General features: G+C 71.7%; 16 protein-coding genes. 13 read left to right on the top strand and 3 right to left on the bottom strand.

Going from position 1 to position 16,759, the window contains the following annotated elements; translation table 11 throughout:
* Window positions 1-43: 43 nt before the first annotated feature.
* The 7 genes from ACFRCG_RS40305 (at window position 44) to ACFRCG_RS40275 (ending at window position 6,437) form a co-directional block, all read left to right on the top strand.
* Window positions 44-2,113 (top strand): radical SAM protein, encoded by a 2,070-nt coding sequence (locus ACFRCG_RS40305; protein ID WP_380040930.1) that lies wholly within the window; start codon window positions 44-46, stop codon window positions 2,111-2,113.
* 9 nt (window positions 2,114-2,122) lie between these two features.
* Window positions 2,123-2,272, top strand: a complete 150-nt coding sequence (locus tag ACFRCG_RS40300) for a hypothetical protein (RefSeq protein WP_380040928.1) — start codon at window positions 2,123-2,125, stop codon at window positions 2,270-2,272.
* 105 nt (window positions 2,273-2,377) lie between these two features.
* Window positions 2,378-3,109: a response regulator transcription factor gene (locus ACFRCG_RS40295; RefSeq protein ID WP_380040926.1), complete on the top strand. Its 732-nt coding sequence runs from the start codon at window positions 2,378-2,380 to the stop codon at window positions 3,107-3,109.
* The gene (locus tag ACFRCG_RS40290) at window positions 3,106-4,002 is read left to right on the top strand and encodes a sensor histidine kinase (RefSeq protein ID WP_380040924.1); all 897 of its coding nucleotides are present in this window, start codon (window positions 3,106-3,108) and stop codon (window positions 4,000-4,002) included. The genes ACFRCG_RS40295 and ACFRCG_RS40290 overlap by 4 nt, the downstream gene beginning before the upstream one ends.
* A gap of 141 nt (window positions 4,003-4,143) precedes the next feature.
* Window positions 4,144-4,677 carry a DUF3060 domain-containing protein gene (locus ACFRCG_RS40285; RefSeq protein WP_380040922.1) on the top strand — a complete coding sequence of 178 codons (534 nt, stop codon included), beginning with the start codon at window positions 4,144-4,146 and terminating at the stop codon, window positions 4,675-4,677.
* An 81-nt stretch (window positions 4,678-4,758) separates the two neighbouring features.
* Window positions 4,759-5,268, top strand: coding sequence for a GNAT family N-acetyltransferase (locus ACFRCG_RS40280; protein ID WP_380040920.1), 510 nt, complete (start codon window positions 4,759-4,761; stop codon window positions 5,266-5,268).
* A gap of 440 nt (window positions 5,269-5,708) precedes the next feature.
* Complete coding sequence (locus ACFRCG_RS40275; protein ID WP_380040918.1) at window positions 5,709-6,437, top strand: polysaccharide deacetylase family protein; 729 nt, start codon at window positions 5,709-5,711, stop codon at window positions 6,435-6,437.
* A gap of 87 nt (window positions 6,438-6,524) precedes the next feature.
* On the opposite strand, the gene ACFRCG_RS40270 is transcribed toward ACFRCG_RS40275, so the two are convergent.
* Window positions 6,525-8,066, bottom strand: coding sequence for an MFS transporter (locus ACFRCG_RS40270; protein ID WP_380040916.1), 1,542 nt, complete (start codon window positions 8,064-8,066; stop codon window positions 6,525-6,527).
* A gap of 76 nt (window positions 8,067-8,142) precedes the next feature.
* On the opposite strand from ACFRCG_RS40270, the gene ACFRCG_RS40265 reads away from it, so the two are divergent.
* Window positions 8,143-8,784 (top strand): TetR/AcrR family transcriptional regulator, encoded by a 642-nt coding sequence (locus tag ACFRCG_RS40265; protein ID WP_380040914.1) that lies wholly within the window; start codon window positions 8,143-8,145, stop codon window positions 8,782-8,784.
* Between the two features lie 60 nt (window positions 8,785-8,844).
* On the opposite strand, the gene clpX is transcribed toward ACFRCG_RS40265, so the two are convergent.
* Window positions 8,845-10,116, bottom strand: coding sequence for an ATP-dependent Clp protease ATP-binding subunit ClpX (gene clpX, locus ACFRCG_RS40260; protein ID WP_380040912.1), 1,272 nt, complete (start codon window positions 10,114-10,116; stop codon window positions 8,845-8,847).
* A 176-nt stretch (window positions 10,117-10,292) separates the two neighbouring features.
* Here clpX and ACFRCG_RS40255 point away from each other — a divergent pair, with 176 nt between their 5' ends.
* Window positions 10,293-11,399 (top strand): TetR/AcrR family transcriptional regulator, encoded by a 1,107-nt coding sequence (locus tag ACFRCG_RS40255; protein ID WP_380040910.1) that lies wholly within the window; start codon window positions 10,293-10,295, stop codon window positions 11,397-11,399.
* A gap of 42 nt (window positions 11,400-11,441) precedes the next feature.
* Here ACFRCG_RS40255 and ACFRCG_RS40250 read toward each other — a convergent pair whose 3' ends face one another.
* Window positions 11,442-12,461, bottom strand: a complete 1,020-nt coding sequence (locus tag ACFRCG_RS40250) for a 1-aminocyclopropane-1-carboxylate deaminase/D-cysteine desulfhydrase (RefSeq protein ID WP_380040908.1) — start codon at window positions 12,459-12,461, stop codon at window positions 11,442-11,444.
* Window positions 12,462-12,578: 117 nt separating this feature from the next.
* Between ACFRCG_RS40250 and ACFRCG_RS40245 the strand changes: the two genes are divergently transcribed.
* The 4 genes from ACFRCG_RS40245 to ACFRCG_RS40230 are packed head-to-tail and all read left to right on the top strand — an operon-like array spanning window position 12,579 to window position 16,634.
* Window positions 12,579-13,661: an iron-siderophore ABC transporter substrate-binding protein gene (locus ACFRCG_RS40245; RefSeq protein WP_380040906.1), complete on the top strand. Its 1,083-nt coding sequence runs from the start codon at window positions 12,579-12,581 to the stop codon at window positions 13,659-13,661.
* Window positions 13,662-13,681: 20 nt separating this feature from the next.
* Entirely contained in the window at window positions 13,682-14,698 is a 1,017-nt protein-coding gene (locus ACFRCG_RS40240; RefSeq protein ID WP_380040904.1) for a FecCD family ABC transporter permease, read from the top strand.
* Window positions 14,695-15,783, top strand: a complete 1,089-nt coding sequence (locus tag ACFRCG_RS40235) for a FecCD family ABC transporter permease (RefSeq protein WP_380040902.1) — start codon at window positions 14,695-14,697, stop codon at window positions 15,781-15,783. Before ACFRCG_RS40240 ends, ACFRCG_RS40235 begins: the two co-directional genes overlap by 4 nt.
* Window positions 15,780-16,634, top strand: a complete 855-nt coding sequence (locus ACFRCG_RS40230; RefSeq protein ID WP_380040900.1) for an ABC transporter ATP-binding protein — start codon at window positions 15,780-15,782, stop codon at window positions 16,632-16,634. The genes ACFRCG_RS40235 and ACFRCG_RS40230 overlap by 4 nt, the downstream gene beginning before the upstream one ends.
* The last annotated feature ends 125 nt before the right edge of the window (window positions 16,635-16,759 follow it).

Here is a 16,759-nt window from a genome sequence, read left to right as displayed (position 1 = left end):
CCGCGGTGCGCCCCCGTCCACCACGCCGCAGAGAGGACCCCGGATGTCGTCGCCCGCCGCACCGGCCCGCCGCCGTGAGGTCCACCTGGTCGAGCTGACCGTGATGCCGGGGGTGCGCTACAGCGCCGTGCTCGGCCAACTGCACGCGGCGGCCCGGGCGGACCCGGAACTGGCCGCCGCGGTGACCTTCCACAAGCACGTACACCTCCAGCGCGGCGCCGGCGACCGGGACCGCGTCGCGCACGCGGTCCTGGACCGGCTCGACGACCCGCTCGTGATCGCCTTCACCGTCTACTTCTGGAACCGGGCACGCACCCTGGAACTGGCCCGCCGGGTCAAGCGACGCTGGCCGCGCTGCCGGGTCGTGGTCGGCGGCAACGACGTCACCCACCAGCAGCGCGCGCTGTTCGCCGAGGCTCCGTGGGTGGACGTACTGGTGCACGGTGAGGGGGAGTTGCGCTTCCGGGACCTGCTGCGGCACTTCGTCGCACACCCCGACGCCCCGCTCACCGACCCCGCCCTGCGGGCCGCGCTGGGCGAGGTGGCCGGGATCAGCCTGCGCGGCCCCGACGGCACGCCGATCGACACCGCGGACGCGCCGCGCGTGAGCGACCTGGACGCGCTGCCGTCGCCGCTGCTCGACCCCGAGGTGTGGTCGGACCGGGACCTGGCCGCCTCGCGGATGATCGTCTACGAGACCAACCGCGGCTGCCCGTACTCGTGCGCGTTCTGCTACTGGGGCGGCGCCACCAACTCCAAGGTGCGCCAATACTCCCTGGACCGCATCCGGGCCGAACTGGAACGGATCGTCACCCACGCCGGCAACGGCACCCAACTGTTCATCGCCGACGCCAACTTCGGCATCCTGCCGCGCGACACCGAAATCGCCCGGCTCCTGGTCGAGTTGTGCGCGAGCCGGCGCAAACGCCTGCTCGTGATGACCAATTGGGCCAAGAACACCAACGGCCGCGTGGTCGAGATCGCCTCGATCCTGCACCGCGCCGGCCTGACCGGCGCGATCACGCTCTCGGCGCAGTCCTTCGACGCCGAGGTGCTGCAACTCGCCAACCGGACCAACATCCGGGTGGACAACTACCGGCGCATGCAACGGCAGTTCCGCGATCGCGGGATCCCCACCTACACCGATCTGATCTGGGGCATGCCCGGCGAATCGTTGGCCACTCACCTGGACGGTGTCGAGGAGGCGGTCGCCTCCGGCGGGTCACCGGTGGTGTATCCGCTCCTGCTGCTGAACAACACCGACTACACCCACGCCCGCTTTCGCGACGAGCACGCGCTGACCACCCGCCGCATGCCGTGCGACCCCGGCAATACCGACCTGATCGCCGACGTGGTCACCGGGCACTCCCGGATGGACTTCGCCGACTGGCTGCGCGGCATGGAACTGCGCATCCCGCTCACGCTGTTCCACAAGTGCCTGCTCCGCTGCACGCTGCGGGTGCTGGCCCGGGCCGCCGGCGCCCGCACCGTCGACCTGGTCGCCACGCTCGGCGAACACCTGCGCGCCGGCGGCCCGGACCCGATCGCCGCCTTCTGGTACGCCGACTACACCCGCTCGTGGCGCGAGCCGGACCGTTTCCCGCGCGAGGCGTTGTACGCCGAACTGGGCACCGAACCGATCCACGAGGAGGTGCACTACCAGGTGATCCTGCACCGGATGGTGCGCACCCCCGAGCGCGCCCGCCGGCACGCGCACGCCGCCGTCGACGTGCTGTACGAACACCTGGGCGCCGCCGCGCTGCCCGACCGGGCCGACCTGGACGCGGTGATCGACCTCGACCTCGCCGCCGCCTCGGTCTTCCGCGCCGGCATCCACCAGGTGGCCGAGACCCACGAGTTCGCGGTGCCGGCCGCGCTGTGGGCGATCCTGCGCGAGTACGGCGACGTGCCCGAGGCGGCCGGCGAGGAGAGCGCCGGCGACCACGGCGCGGCCGTGGTCCGCGGCACCGTCACCGTTCCGGCGTTTCGCACCCAATACCCGTTCAGCCCCTACGCCCTGTCGGTCTGGCACGGCAGCGGGCGCCCGATCCACGACTGCACGACCACCGCCGTCGCCACCCCCGCCGAGGCCGTCGAGCCCGCGCGCCACTGAGGGATCGCCATGACCCGCAACGTCCGTGCCGCCGTCCCGATGATCTACGCCGCCGCCATCGTGGTCGGCTTCCTGATCGATACCCGGGTCGGGATCGCCGTCTGCATCGTCGGCGGCATGCTCGTCGGCCTCGCCTACACCATGCTGCGCCGCTCCTGAGCCCCTGCGGCCGTCGACCCGGAGCAGGTGACCCACGACCGCCGGAATGCCGTCGTCCGCACCGCCGCGTCGCCTATCCTCGTCCCGGATACGGGGGTGGGCGCGGTGACAGGGGACGAGACGAGGCGGCCCGCGGTGCTGCTGGCCGACGACGATGTCGCGATCACCGCGCAATTGGGGCCGCTGTTGGAACGCTCCGGATTCGATGTCCGGATCGTGCACGACGGCGCGGCGGCGCTCACCGCCGCCGGCACCGCACCGCTCCCGGACGTGATCGTCCTGGACGTGCTGATGCCGCTCCTGGACGGGCGCGAGGTGTTGCGCCGTATTCGGCGCTCCGGCGCGTGGATCCCGGTCATCCTGCTGACCCAGGTCGGCGAGTCCACCGAGCGTGCCATGGCCCTGGAGGAAGGCGCCGACGACTACCTCAACAAACCGTTCGACCCGTACGAACTGGTGGCCCGCATGCGGGCGTTGTTGCGCCGCTCCGGACGCGGACTGCCGCCCCTCGCCGGCGCGCGCACACTCCGGGCCGGCGCGTTGCGGGTGGACCGGACCGCGCGCCGGGCCTGGCTGGGCGAGCGGGAGCTGACGCTCACCCCCAAGGCGGGCGCGCTGCTGGACTACCTGGTCACCCACCCCGACGAACTGCTCTCCCGCGAACGGCTGATGGAGGTGCTGTGGGGCTGGGAATCGGCCAGCACGACGCGGGCGGTGGACAACCGGGTGGCGGAACTGCGACGGGTGCTCGGTGACGACACCGCGGCGCCGCGCTGGATCGAGACGGTCACCGGCGAGGGATACCGCTTCGTCGCGCGCGTCGAGGCGGCCGAGTGAGCCGCCGCCGACGCATCGTCCTGCTCGGCGCGGCGGTGGCGGCCTACCTGGCCGCCGTGACGTCCGCCGCCGTCTTCGCCGGCGACCTGCGCGTTTACGTACGCTTCGCCCCCGTCCTGGGCGTGGCCGTGCTCGGTCCGCTCGCCGCCGGCGCCGCCGTGCTGGTGATCGGGGCACGCCGGCGGGTCGCCGAAGCCGCGCGGAGCGCCCGCGCCGCCGCGGCGGCCGAACACCACCGCTTCCTGCGTCGGTTGGACCACGAGCTGAAGAATCCGCTCACCGCGATGCGCCTCGGCCTGGCCAATCTCGCCGCCGACAAGGACACCGGCCCCGACGGTCCGCTCGCCGGCGTGGGGGAGCAGGTCGCCCGGCTCGCCCGGATCACCGGCGACCTGCGCAAGCTCGCCGACATCGAATCCCGCCCACTGGAGCGGGTGGCGGTGGACGTGGCCGTACTCCTCGACGCCGCCGGCGAGACCGGCCGCGACCTGCCCGGCGGCGCCGACCGGCGGATCACCGTCTCGGTCCCGCGCGTGCCGTGGCCGCTGCCCACCCTGGCCGGCGACCCGGACCTGCTCGAACTGGCGTTGGAGAACCTGGTCGGCAACGCGGTCAAGTACAGCGACCCGGGCTGTGCGATCGAACTGCGCGCGTTCGAGGAGGACGGCTACGTGGTGGTCGAGGTCGCGGACACCGGGCGCGGCATCCGCGCCGACGAACTTCCCAATGTCTGGGAGGAGTTGGTCCGAGGCAGCGACGCACGCGGCACCCCGGGCAGCGGCCTGGGGCTGGCCCTGGTGCAGGCCGTCGTGCTGCGCCACGGTGGTCGTACCGAACTGCGCAGCCTGCCCGAGTCGGGCACCGTCGTGCGCCTTCGGCTGCCCACGTCGTGAGGGTGTATCGGAACCGGGTACCCGTGTCGCAGATCCGGTAGACGGTTGCCACACCGCTGCGACGGACGTTCCCTAACGTGGTGAGCACAGGCCGAACCGGCCCTTCGGAACCGGCCTTTCCACATGGGGGAGAGAACCGAGATGCGTATTCGTACCGTGCTGCCCGCGATCGTGCTGACCGCCGGTGTCGTCGTCGGCGCCACCGCCTGCGAGGCGGGTGTGGAGAAGAAGGACAAGGCCGCGCCGGCCACCACCGCGCCGGGCACCGGGTCGCCGGCGCCGACCTCGGCGAGCGAGCGGCCGAGCACCTCGACCACGCCGACCACGCCAGCGGCGCCGCAGACCGGCAAGCCCGACCACTCGACGCCGGCCGCGCCGGTCACGCCGAAGGGGAACGACACGATCGTGTTCACCGGCAGCGGCGAGAAGCCGACCACCGACTGCACGGGTCGTGACGTGCGGATCGAGGGCTCCACGATCGCGCTCACGCTCACCGGCTTCTGCAAGAGCCTGACGGTGACGGGCGGCGACGGCGACAGCATCGAGGTGGCCTGGTTCGACAAGATCACCGTCTCCGGCACGAACCACCTGGTGATGTACGGCAGGAAGCCCGACGGCAGCGTGCCGCAGATCGACGACAACGGGCTGAGCAACCGGATCACCAGCAGGGGATGAGACGACGGGCGGCCGCGACGGTGGGGGACGGCCGCCCTCCCGGAAGGTGTTCGGCTCGGCGCGTGTGATTCGCTGTTCGTCATGAGCATCACCTGGATCACGCGCGTCGAGACCGACGCCGACATCGCCGCCGTCCGGGCCATCGTGCGGGCCGCGTTCGGTTCACCCGCCGAAGCCGATCTGGTCGACGCGCTGCGGAGGGATCCGGCCTGGATCCCGGGCCTGTCCGTGGTCGCCGTCGACGGCGACGACCGGCCGGTGGCGCACGCGCTGCTCACCCGCTGCCACATCGACGACCGGCCGGCGCTGTGCCTGGCGCCGGTGGCGGTGTCGCCCGAGTACCAAAAGACCGGCGCCGGCTCGGCGGTCGTGCGTGCGGCGCTCGCGGCGGCGAAGGAGTTGGGCGAGCGGCACGTGGTCGTGCTGGGGCACCCGGAGTACTACCCGAGGTTCGGCTTCACCCGGGCGTCGGCGCACGGCATCGGCCTGACCATCGAGGTCCCCGACGATGCCCTGATGGCGCTGGCGTTGCACGCCGACGACCCGCTGCCCGGAGGGACCGTCCACTACGCCGGGCCGTTCGGGATCTGATCGGTCGTCGATCGGTCTTCGCCGTATTCGGCGCCCTCTCTTCGGAGTGGGCGCCGTTTCGTCTTTTCGGGGGTATTTCGCTTTTTGATTTCTTGGAGAAATGACGAGGAAACGTTTCTCTTGATGATCGGTACGGTCGGTTGATGTTCGATCCTGCACGATTATGAACGATGTGTGATTGCCTGGTCAAGGCCGTGAGCAGGTGGAATACCACACAGTCAGATATCGAACACATACAGCTACGATGAATCCGGGCCGCCGGTGTCGGAACCGAAAGGCTCTGCCCTGTGTGTGTTCCGGATGGATTCCGTTCACGGACGGTTCATTCCGTCGATTCCGTTCCCGTGCGGTTCCGCTATTCGGCCGCGGCGATATCCCGGCCGGAAGAAACGTCACTGCCGCACGACGATCCACGCTCCACCGAAAGGAACGACCCCGCGATGCGTAGTCTTCACACCGGTCACCCCCGAGTACGCCGTCGTCGCCCGGCGATCCTCACCGCGTTACTCGTGTGCGTGGCCACCGCCTGGATCGGCTCCCCGGCCGCCACGGCGGGCCCCGCCGCCGGGCCGGTGAGCCCGGCCCTGGTCACCACGACCGCCCACCCCGGCAACCAGGTGGCGCTCACCTTCGACGACGGGCCCAGCCCGCAGTACACCCCCCAACTGCTTCAGGTCTTGCGGAAGCACCAGGTCAAGGCGGTGTTCTGCCTGGTCGGCGAGCAGGTCGAGTGGCAGCAGGCGCAGGTGCGCGCGATCGTCGCCGACGGCCACACCCTGTGCAACCACACCTACCGCCACCGCGACCTCACCACCGTCTCCCCGGCCGAGATCGAGGCGGACATCAAGCGGACCGACGCGCAGATCCGCGCCGCCGTGCCCGGTGTGGAGATCCCGTACTTCCGCGCGCCGTACGGCAATTGGGGCCAGTCGCCGGCCGTCGCCGCGAACCTCGGCCTGCGTCCGCTGAGTTGGACCCTGATGCCCGGCGACTGGGAACTGCCCGGCACCGACGTGCTCCTCCAGCGACTGCGGGACGGCATCACCCCGACCGGGGTGGTCACCCTCCACGACGCGGGCGGCGACCGGCAGCAGACGGTCGACGCGGTGGACCGGCTGATTCCCGAATTCAAGGCCAAGGGCTGGAACTTCGACCTGCCGGCGCGCTGATCGCCACCCCTTCCAAGGCCCGGTCCGGCGCCGAGCGTGAGCGGGCACGCTCGGCCCCGGATGGCCGCCCCTTCGTGATCCGGACGCTCAACCCGTCGCGCGGTCCGCCTTCGTCCGGATCCGCAGCGCCGTCGGGACGGCGATCAGCGCGAGCAGGGCGGTGAGGCCGAACGTGACGCCGAGAGCGGTACCCAGGCCCGCGCCGTGCGCGTGGGCGAGGGCGACCGCGCCGCCGCCGAGGCCGCTGAGCACGGCGACGGCGAACGTCTGGGACAACTGCAACGCCGCTCCGGTGCGCCCCTGTTGGTCCGCCGGGGCCTGGGCGAGCACGGCGGCGGAGGACGCGTTGTACGCCACGCCCATGCCGAACCCGCCGATCGCCCAGCCCAGTACGGCCACCAGCGGCGGGATCGTGTCCACCAGAACGGCGCACGCCAACAGCGCGATGCCCGCGCACAACACGATGCTGCCCGACACGGCGTGGGTCGGGCGCAGTCGGGCACCGTGCCGGTCGTCCCAGCGGGCCTGGAGGGTCGATCCCACGACCCAGGTCAGTGCGCCCGCCGACAGTCCCAAACCAGCCTCGATGGTGCCGAGACCGCGCAACTCGGTCAGCCCGAGCGGCAGGAAGGTGTCGGCGCCGAAGTAGGCTCCCGCCAACAACCAGCGCATGGCGACGCCCGCCGGCAGCCCGCGCCCGGCGCGAATGGTCCCCGGCGGGGTGAGGGCGCGATAGGCGAGCACGGCGACGACGGCGCCCAGTGCCGCGAGCACGATCACCGGAACCAACGCCGCGAACTCGAACGCCGCGATCATCACCCCGGTCCCGGTCGCGAGCACCAGGCTCAGGGCGAGATCGGGCAGCCGCCGCAATCCGCGCCCCCGCGCCGCGTCGCCGGTCTCATGCGCGGTCGTCGCCGGTTCGTCCCCGGACCCGCCCAACCCGTGCAGCGCGGGCAGGGTGAGCAGGGCCGCCAGTACGACGGGAATCGGCAGCAGCAGGAACAGCGCCCGCCACGAGAGCCGATCGGCCAGCGCGCCGGCCACGACCGGGCCGACCAGCGCGGGCAGCGTCCAGGCGGAGGAGATCAGGGAGACCATGCGGGCTCGCAGGTGGTCTCCGTAGGCCAGACCGATCACCAGGTACGCCAGACCCATCACGGCGCCGACGCCCAGGCCCTGGACGAATCGGCCGGCGACGAAGACCCACCAGGTGGGCGCGACCCCGGCCAGTACGCACCCGGCGGCGAGGAGCGCGAGGGCCGCCGCGAGGGGGCGCCGGGGTCCGCGCCGGTCGCCCGCCCCGCCCGCGACGACCGCGCCGAGCACGCCGGCAAGCATCAATGCGGACAGGCCCCAGCCGTACGACCCCAGGCCGTCGAGGCCGCGGGCGACGCGGGGCATGATCGCGACGACGCCCATCGCCTCGAAGGCGACCAGGCCCACCGAGATCAACAGGCCCAGGGACAACGCGCGATGGTCGCGGTCCCAGACCCCGGCGCGGCCCGGGGGCCTCGGGGGCGGGCCGGCGTCCTCGGGGGACCGGGGTGTGCGCTCCGTGGCGCGGTCCGCCGGGTGTGGGTCCGTGTGGGGGTGCGGTTCGAGTTCGCGTTGCCGTTCGGCTGCCAAGATCGGCTCCCGGGTCGATTCTTTTACGTTCCGTTCCGGAACAGAACGATATTAGATCCGATCTATACTCGTGACCATGGCCACCTCCGATGTCCGACCGATCACGACCGGTCGCGGTCGCCCCCGCGACCACCGCATCGACGAGGCGGTCCTCGCGGCCACCATGCGATTGCTCGAAGAGGGCGGCTACGCCGACTTCACCCTCGAAGGCGTCGCCGTGCGGGCCGGCACCACCAAACCGGCGATCCGCCGCCGCTGGCCGTCCCGCCGGCACCTGGTCATCGACGCCCTGGTGACCGCGATGGGCGAGGCCCCCACGCCCGACACGGGATGCACGCACTGCGATCTGATCGTCGGGATCGCCACCCTCACCACGGCCTTCGCCGGACCGGGCACCCGGCGGGTGTGGCCGGCCCTCGTCGCGGACCTGGCCGTCGATCCGGCGCTGGCCCAGACGTTCTTCGCCCAACTGTTCGATCCGCGCCGCGCCGCCACGGCGGCGGCGCTGCGGCGGGGAATCGCGCGCGGCGACATCCGGCCGGATACGGACCTGGACCTGCTCCTGGACCTGCTGGCCTCCACCACCTACTACCGGGCGTTGTTCGGCCACCTGCCGATCACGGACACACTGGCCGAGGACATCGTGATGATCGTGATGTCCGGCGTGGCCACGGACACCTGGCGGGCGAAACACCGGCGTCCGCACACGCACGGCTGAACACCCGGGCGCGGTGGGTGGTGCGGGTGCCGGGTATTCGTGATGGGCGACGAACCGCCGCTACGCGGACTTCTCGTGCGGGGGTTGCCGCAGGACCACGATCGGCTCGACACCGTCGGTCACCGTGCGCTCGTTGATCACGACCTTGGCCACGTCCGTGCGGCCGGGGATGTCGTACATGATCGGACGCAGGACGAGTTCCATGATCGCCCGCAGTCCCCGGGCGCCGGTGCCGCGCAACAGGGTCCGATCGACGATGGCCTCCAACGCCGAGCGGCTGAACTCCAGTTCGACGTCGTCCATCAGGAACAACTTCCGATACTGCTTCACCAGCGCGTTGCTCGGCTCGGTGAGCGTGCGCAACAACGCGCTCCGGTCCAGGCCGCTCACCCGTGCGACGATCGGCAGTCGGCCGACGAACTCGGGGATCAGGCCGAACGCGATCAGGTCGGCCGGCATGACGCCGGCGAACACGTCGCCCTCCGGGACGGCGGACCGGGTGGGTCCGGCGGGCGGGCCGGCGGTGAAACCCATGCCGCGTTCGCCCACCCGTTCGTCGATGATGCGCTCCAGTCCGGCGAACGCGCCGGCCACGACGAACAGTACGTTCGTCGTGTCGATGTGGATGAACTCCTGGTTGGGGTGCTTGCGTCCGCCCTGGGGCGGCACCGCGGCGACGGTGCCCTCCAGGATCTTCAGCAGCGCCTGCTGCACACCCTCGCCGGAGACGTCGCGGGTGATCGAGGTGTTCTCGCTTTTGCGGGCGATCTTGTCGATCTCGTCGATGTAGACGATGCCGGTCTCGGCGCGTGGGACGTCGTAGTCGGCCGCGCGCAGCAGTTTGAGCAGGATGTTCTCGACATCCTCGCCGACGTAGCCGGCCTCGGTGAGGGTGGTCGCGTCGGCGATGGCGAACGGCACGTCCAGTAACTTCGCCAGGGTCTGGGCGAGGTAGGTCTTGCCGCAACCGGTGGGCCCGAGCAGGAGGACGTTGGACTTGGCCACCTCGACCGCGCCCGCCCGGTGGTCGCCGGCCCGGACCCGCTTGTAGTGGTTGTAGACGGCGACCGCCAATGTGCGCTTGGCGGCCTCCTGTCCGATCACATAGCGGCCGAGGAAGTGGTGGATCTCGGCCGGGACCGGCAGGTCGCCGCTCCGGGGCGCGTCGTGGTCCGGGACCGGCTCCTCGTCGATCAACTCGTTGCACAGGCCGACACATTCGTCGCAGATGTACAGGCCGGCGGGTCCGGCGACGAGTTTTCGCACCTGCTTTCGGGTCTTCGCGCAGAAAGAGCACTTCATCAAGAATTCACCGTCGCCGATGCGTGCCATGACCTCGGACCCGTCCCCTCCGGCGCGCGGCCGAATGTGCTCCGTGCCGGCGTTCGGACCCGGCCGGCGCACGTCAAGTGGTCGCAACAGATGGTCTCACCATCCGGATAGTACGGTACTTTGACCGTCGGGGAACGGCGGTGCGCCTGGGCGGGGGCGTCCGGACAGGGAGAGCGATGGCCCGGCTGAGCAGGGCGGAGACGCAACAGCGCACGCGGGGGCGGGTATTGGCCGCCGCTCGCGCCGAATTCGCCGAATTCGGCTTCCGCGCCGCCCGGATCGACGCCATCGCCGAACGGGCCGCACTCACCCGGGGCGCCGTCTACTCCAACTTCCCCGGCAAACGTGCGCTCTACCTGGCGGTGCTGGCCGAACTCGCGGAATATCCCGACGATTTCGCGTCGGCGCCGCCGGGCACGACCATGCGCGAGGCGTTGGGCGCGCTGGCCCGGGCCTGGGTGGCGCGGCTGCCGCACGCCGACACCGATCCGCACGACCTCGCCCGGCTCGGCTCGGACCTGATCCCCGAGGTGTTGGCCGACGAGCGCATGCGCGTGCCGTATCACCAACTGATGAACCTGGACGCGCTGTTGGTGGCGCTCGCGCTGGAGCGCCTGGACCCGCCCGAGACGGTGCCCGGGGTGCCGCCGGCCCGGCGCGTGCGATTGGCGGAGACGGTGCTCACCGCGCTGCACGGGGCGAGTCAAATGGCCTCCGTGGCACCGGGGTTCGTGGAGCCGTTCGACATCGTCACGGCCTGCGAGCGGTTGGCCGGCCTGCGGCTCGGCGACTGGTGGTCACCGCCGGCCGTGGTCGCACCCACGCATCGGGTGGACGAACGTTGGGCCCCGCCGCCGGTGTTCGACCTGGTTCGGGCCGAGCCCGCCGATCTGCTCGACGACGGTCTGGTGGCGATCCTGGGCCTGCACAGACTTGCCGCGGCCGAGCAGGCGGTACGCTCCACGCCGCCCGGCGCGGCGGTGACCGTGGTCATGGTCACCGGGGATCCGCGGGAGTTGACCCCGCTGGCCCGGTTGATCCTCGCCGAGTTGTGCGACTGTCTGCGGCGCGCGTTCCCGCGCGCGGCCTGGCCGCGACTGCGGGTGGTGTGCGACGAATCGGGCGCGGTCGCGGCGGCGGCCGGGGTGTCCGCGATCAGCGACGCGACCGAGACGGCGATCCGCATCGATGCCGGCCGGATCCTCACCCGAGCCGAGGGGGCCGGCGCCTGCCACGCGGCGGCATCGGCTGTGCCCGCACCGACACCGTCCGCCACGGGCTGAAACCGGCCGGGCCGCCCCGAGCGGCCCGGCGCCGCCGGAGGGTCAGCGCGGCCCGTGCGTGTGCAGGTACAGCACCGCCCCGTCGCCGAGTCCGCCGCGTGCGTTCAGGTCGCGCAGTGCCGCCAACGCCTTCGCGGTGTAGACCGGTTCGAGTTCCGGGCCGCCGATCCTTCGGCTGTCGCGGATGATTCGCTCGCCCTCCGGTGTCGGACGCCCGTAGCCGGCGCCCAGCCATTCGCGGGTCGTCGTCACGTCCTCGGGACGCGGGCCCTCGACCCTGAAGTCGCCGGTCCGTCTGCGCAGCAGCCGAGCGGTCCTGTTCGCCATCTTGGTGATCCGCTCGGCATCCAGGGGCAGTTGATCGTTCACCACGACCCCCGTCACGCGGGTGCGCAGGCCGGCCAGGCGCAGTCCGAGGGCGAGGCCCGCGGCCGTACCTCCGCTGCCGACCGGGAGCACGACGTGCGACGGTTCGGGGAGTTCGCCCGCGCCGACCTGTGCGGCGATCTCCAGGCCGCACTCGACGTACCCGAGCATCCCGATCGGGGACGAGCCGCCGGTCGGCAGGACGTACGCGGGCCTGAACCGGCCGCCGACGAGCCGTCCGTGACGCAGGATCAGCCACGGCGCGAGCAGCTTGGTGCGGCCCTTGGTGCGGGTGCGGTGGATCCTCGCCCCGGAGGCTTCGAGCCGTTCCGTCTGCAGGCGCACGTGCTCGTCGAGCGGCTGGTCCACCAGGGCGAGCGCGACGTCGAGCCCGTGTGCGCGGGCGAACCGCGCCGTCGCCAACCCGTGGTTGGTGCCGAGTGCTCCGAAGGTGAGGATGCTCGGCGACCGCCGTCCCAGCGCCTCGGCGATCACCCACTCCAACTTGCGGACCTTGTTGCCGCCCCAGAGGTCGCCGAACCCGCTCTCGTCCTTGATCCACACCTCGGCCGTGCCGTCCGCGAGGCCGGTGAGCCGGGCGACCGGGGTCGGGCGCTCGCCGAGCGGGAGGTGACGGAAGAACGGCGCGTCGGGGTCGTGCGAGGGAAAACGCTCGTGCAGCAGCGGAGTCTTCACGGCGCCCAGCCTACGGATCATCGGTGCCGAGGGTGCATGGAGGACGATCGAGAGGTTAGCTTAGGCTGTCCTAACAAGCCGCGATATTTTCGGGCTGTACGCAGAAAGAGGTCATCGATGTCTCTCCGGTTCGAGGGCAGGGTTCGCCGCCGATTCGTGGCGCCCGTCGCGGCGGTTGTCATGGCGCTCGTGCTGGGTGGCTGTGGATCGAAGGACGACAAGGACGACGGGTCCGCCGGAGCCGACCGCTCCGCCGGGTCCGCGGGCGCCCCCGCCGCCGACGTCCCCGGCGCCTTCCCGGTCGGCATCAAAAGTGCCCTGGGCACCGCCACGATCACCAGGAAGCCCGAGCGGGTCGTGACGCTGGGGCAGGGTTCGGCGGAAACCTCGATCGCGCTGGGGCGGGTCCCCGTCGGTATCGAGAGCTACGCGTGGGGCAGCGACGGGTCCGGCTATCTGCCGTGGATCCACGAGGCGGTCACCAAGTCCGGCGGCAAGCTGCCGAAGCAGTTCAAGGGCGGCGAGGAACTCGACATCGAGGCCGTCGCCGCGCTCGACCCGGACGTCATCCTCGCGCCCTGGTCCGGCATCACGCAGAAGCAGTACGACCTGCTGAAGGACATCGCGCCCACGGTCGCGTACCCGGACAAGGCCTGGAGCACCGACTGGGACCAGCAGATCGACATCGTCGGCAAGGCGCTCGGACAGCCGGACCGGGCCAGGGAGTTGACCGCCGGGATCAAGCGGCAACTGGCGGACGCGTCGGCGAGTCGACCGAACTACAAGAACGTCACCTTCTCCTACATCTACACGACCGGCCCCGGCACCCTCGGAGTCTTCAAGCCCGAGGAGCAGCGGGTCTCCGTGGTCTCCTCGCTCGGGCTCAAGGTCGATCCGATCGTGAACACCTTCCCGGAGACCGACGGCACCGACTCGGCCGTCATCGGACTGGAGAACGCCGACAAACTCGCCGCCAGCGACGTCGTCTTCACCTTCTACACCGACGACAAGACGCGCCGTGAGATCGAGGCCCAGCCGCTCTACGCGTCGATACCGGCGGTCAAGCGCGGCGCCGTCGTGGCGAGCAACGACAACCCGTTCGTCACCGCGTCGTCGATGATCAACCCGCTGACCGTGCCGTGGAGCATCCAGCGCTACCTCCCGCAGATCGACGCGGCGGTCGCCAAGGCCGGCAAGTAGCCCCGACCGAACCGACGCGCATGAAAGCCGACAACGAAGTCGCCGACGGCGGGGTGCCGCGGACCACCGCCCTCCTGGCCGGGTCTCTCGTCCTGCTGCTCGTCGCGCTCTTCGCGAGCGTGATGTTCGGCAGCAGGACGACGTCCTTCGCGGACGTGGTCGACGTGCTCACCGGCAACGGCGACCCCTACCTGACCACCGTGGTCGAGAGCCGCTACCCCCGGACCGCGCTCGGCGTACTCGCCGGCGCGAGTCTGGCCGTCGCCGGCACCCTGATGCAGGGCATCACCCGAAATCCCCTGGCCGATCCGGGGCTTTTGGGCATCAACGCGGGCGCGGCGGCAGGCATCGTGACCGGCACCGCCTTCGCCGGCGCCTCCGGCGGCTGGGCGGCCCTGTGGTGGGCGCTGCCCGGCGCGCTGCTCGCCGGCGGGTTCGTGCACCTCCTGGGCGGGGGCGGTGCGGGCGGCGGCACCGTGCGCCTCGTGCTGGCCGGCGCCGTGTTGTCCGCGGTGCTCGGCGCGTACATCCAGGCGGTCGCGCTCAGCAAACCCAAGGTGTTCGACAGCTACCGCTACTGGGTCGTGGGCGCGCTGGGCGGGCGCGGGTGGGACGTGTTCTGGTCGGTGCTGCCGCTCGCCGGGCTCGGTCTGGCCGCCGCGCTGCTGCTCGGCCCCGGGCTGAACGCCCTTGCCCTGGGCGACGAATCGGCCACCGCGCTCGGCGGCAACCCGGCCGTACTGCGTGCGGGCGGCCTGGTCGCGGCCATCGTCGCGAGCGCCGCGGCGACCGCCGCCGTAGGCCCGATCGCCTTCGTCGGCTTGGGAGTTCCGCACATCGTACGGGCCATGGCCGGCACCGACTTCCGACGCCGGATCGCCTTTGCGGCTCTGCTCGGACCGGCCCTGCTGCTCCTCGCCGACGTGCTGGGCCGGGTCCTGCTCCGCCCCCAGGAGTTGATGGTCGGCGTGGTCACGGCCTTCGTGGGCGCACCGGCGCTCCTGGTCGCGGTACGGCGCATGCGGCCGGCGACATGAGCCCGGTCGAGACCGAACTCGAAGGCGGTGCGGGTGTGTCCGTCGAGGTGCGTCGCCCGCGCGGCCGGCTGCGGATCGGGAACCTGGTCGTGCTGCCCGTACGCGGGGTCACCGTGCTCGCGGCGATCGTCGTACTCGTGCTGACCCTCGCGGCCGCCGTGGCCACGCTGACCCTGGGGCGGCTCGGGATCGCGCCCGGCGACCTGCTGCCGGCGATCTTCGGCGGCGCCGAGGGCAAGGAGAAGTTCGTCCTGAACCGGCTGCGCGGGCCCCGACTCGTGGTGTGCCTGGGTGCGGGAGCGGCGTTCGGGTTGTCGGGCGCGCTGTTCCAGACGGCCACCCGCAATCCGCTGGCCAGTCCGGATGTGATCGGGCTCGGGAGCGGCGCGGGCGCGGGGGCGGCGATCTTCGCGCTCGCCATGCCCGCCGGCGCGCCCGTATGGCTGGGCGCGCTGCTCGGGGCGACCGGCGCGATGGGCATCGTGCACCTGGCCACCGGCACGGGCTTCCGCGATCCGGGGCGGCTGGTCGTCGCCGGGATCGGGGTGGCCGCGATCGGGACGGCGATCACCCAGTACGTGGTCTACGTCGTCGAGCGGGACAAGGCGAGCGCGCTGAGCGCGTACGTCAACGGCAGTGTCGCGGCCCGCTCCTGGGACGACGCCACGACCATCGCCCTGGTCCTGCTCGTGGTGGCCGTCCCGGCCTTGGTTTTGTCCCGGCACCTGGACCTCGCCGAGATGGGCGACGAGGTGGCCCGCTCGCTCGGCGGCAACCCCGGCCGGGCCCGAACCTGCGCGGTGGTCCTGGCCATCGTGCTGTCGGCGGGTGCCGTCACCGTGGCCGGCCCGGTCGCGTTCATCGCGCTCACCGCGCCGCAGATCGCCCGCCGGCTGACCCGGGGATCCGGTCCGCACCTGGTGCTCTCCACCCTGGTCGGGATGTCGCTGCTGACCGTCGCCGACCTGGCCGCCCAGCAACTGCCGTACGTCGAACCGCTTCCCGTCGGCATCTACACCCTCGCCTTCGGCGGGGCCTACCTCGGATTCCTGCTGACCCGCGAGTGGAGGAGTGGTCGACTGTGACCGCCGAACCGGCCCCGACGTCTGTCGGGCTGAGCGCCCGCGACGTGACCCTGTCGTACGGTCGCACCCCCGTCGTCGAGGGCGTCGACCTCGACCTCCCCGACGGCGGCCTCACCGTGATCGTGGGCCCCAACGGCTGCGGCAAGTCCACGCTGCTCAAGTCGTTCGCCCGGGTGCTGCGCCCCGTCGGCGGCACGATCACCCTCGCCGGTCGGGACGTACACGCTTACCGGGGACGGGAGTTCGCCCGCAAGGTGGCGCTGCTGCCGCAGAGCCCGATCGCTCCCGAGGGCATCACGGTGCGCGGCCTGGTCCGCCGCGGTCGGTACCCGCACCACACGCTGCTGCGCCAGTGGTCCCCGGACGACGATCGCGCGATCGCCTTCGCCCTCGACCGCACCGGCCTCGCCGACCTGGCGGACACCCCGGTGGGCGACCTGTCCGGCGGGCAGCGGCAACGGGCGTGGATCGCGATGGTGCTCGCCCAGCAGACCCCGGTGATCCTGCTCGACGAGCCGACCACCTTCCTGGACATCGCGCATCAGTACGAACTCCTGGAGCTGTGCGCCGAGTTGAACCGCGAGGGCCGTACGATCGCGGCCGTCCTGCACGATCTCGACCAGGCCGCCCGCTTCGCCTCGAACCTGATCGTGATGAAGTCCGGCCGCATCGTCGCCGAGGGCCCACCGGACGCGGTCCTGACCGCCGAACGTGTCCACGACGTCTTCGCCCTCCCCTGCGACATCACCCCGGACCCGATCACCGGAACCCCCATGGTCATCCCCCACACCCGCACCCCACGGAGCGGTTCGGGCGTCATGCCGAGCGGCGGTACAGCCGCACGGCCTTGACCATGGCGACGGCGGCGGCGGTGGACAGCACGGCGCGGATGCCGTTCCAGATGTTCCAGGTGGTCTCGAAGTCGGTGCGGGTCTTGGTGGGGTCGGCGCTGCCGGCGTGGGCGAGCATCTGGTTG

The organism is Embleya sp. NPDC056575 (assembly GCF_042793325.1).
Lineage (GTDB): Bacteria > Actinomycetota > Actinomycetes > Streptomycetales > Streptomycetaceae > Embleya.
This window is presented reverse-complemented; position numbering and strand designations above follow the sequence as displayed.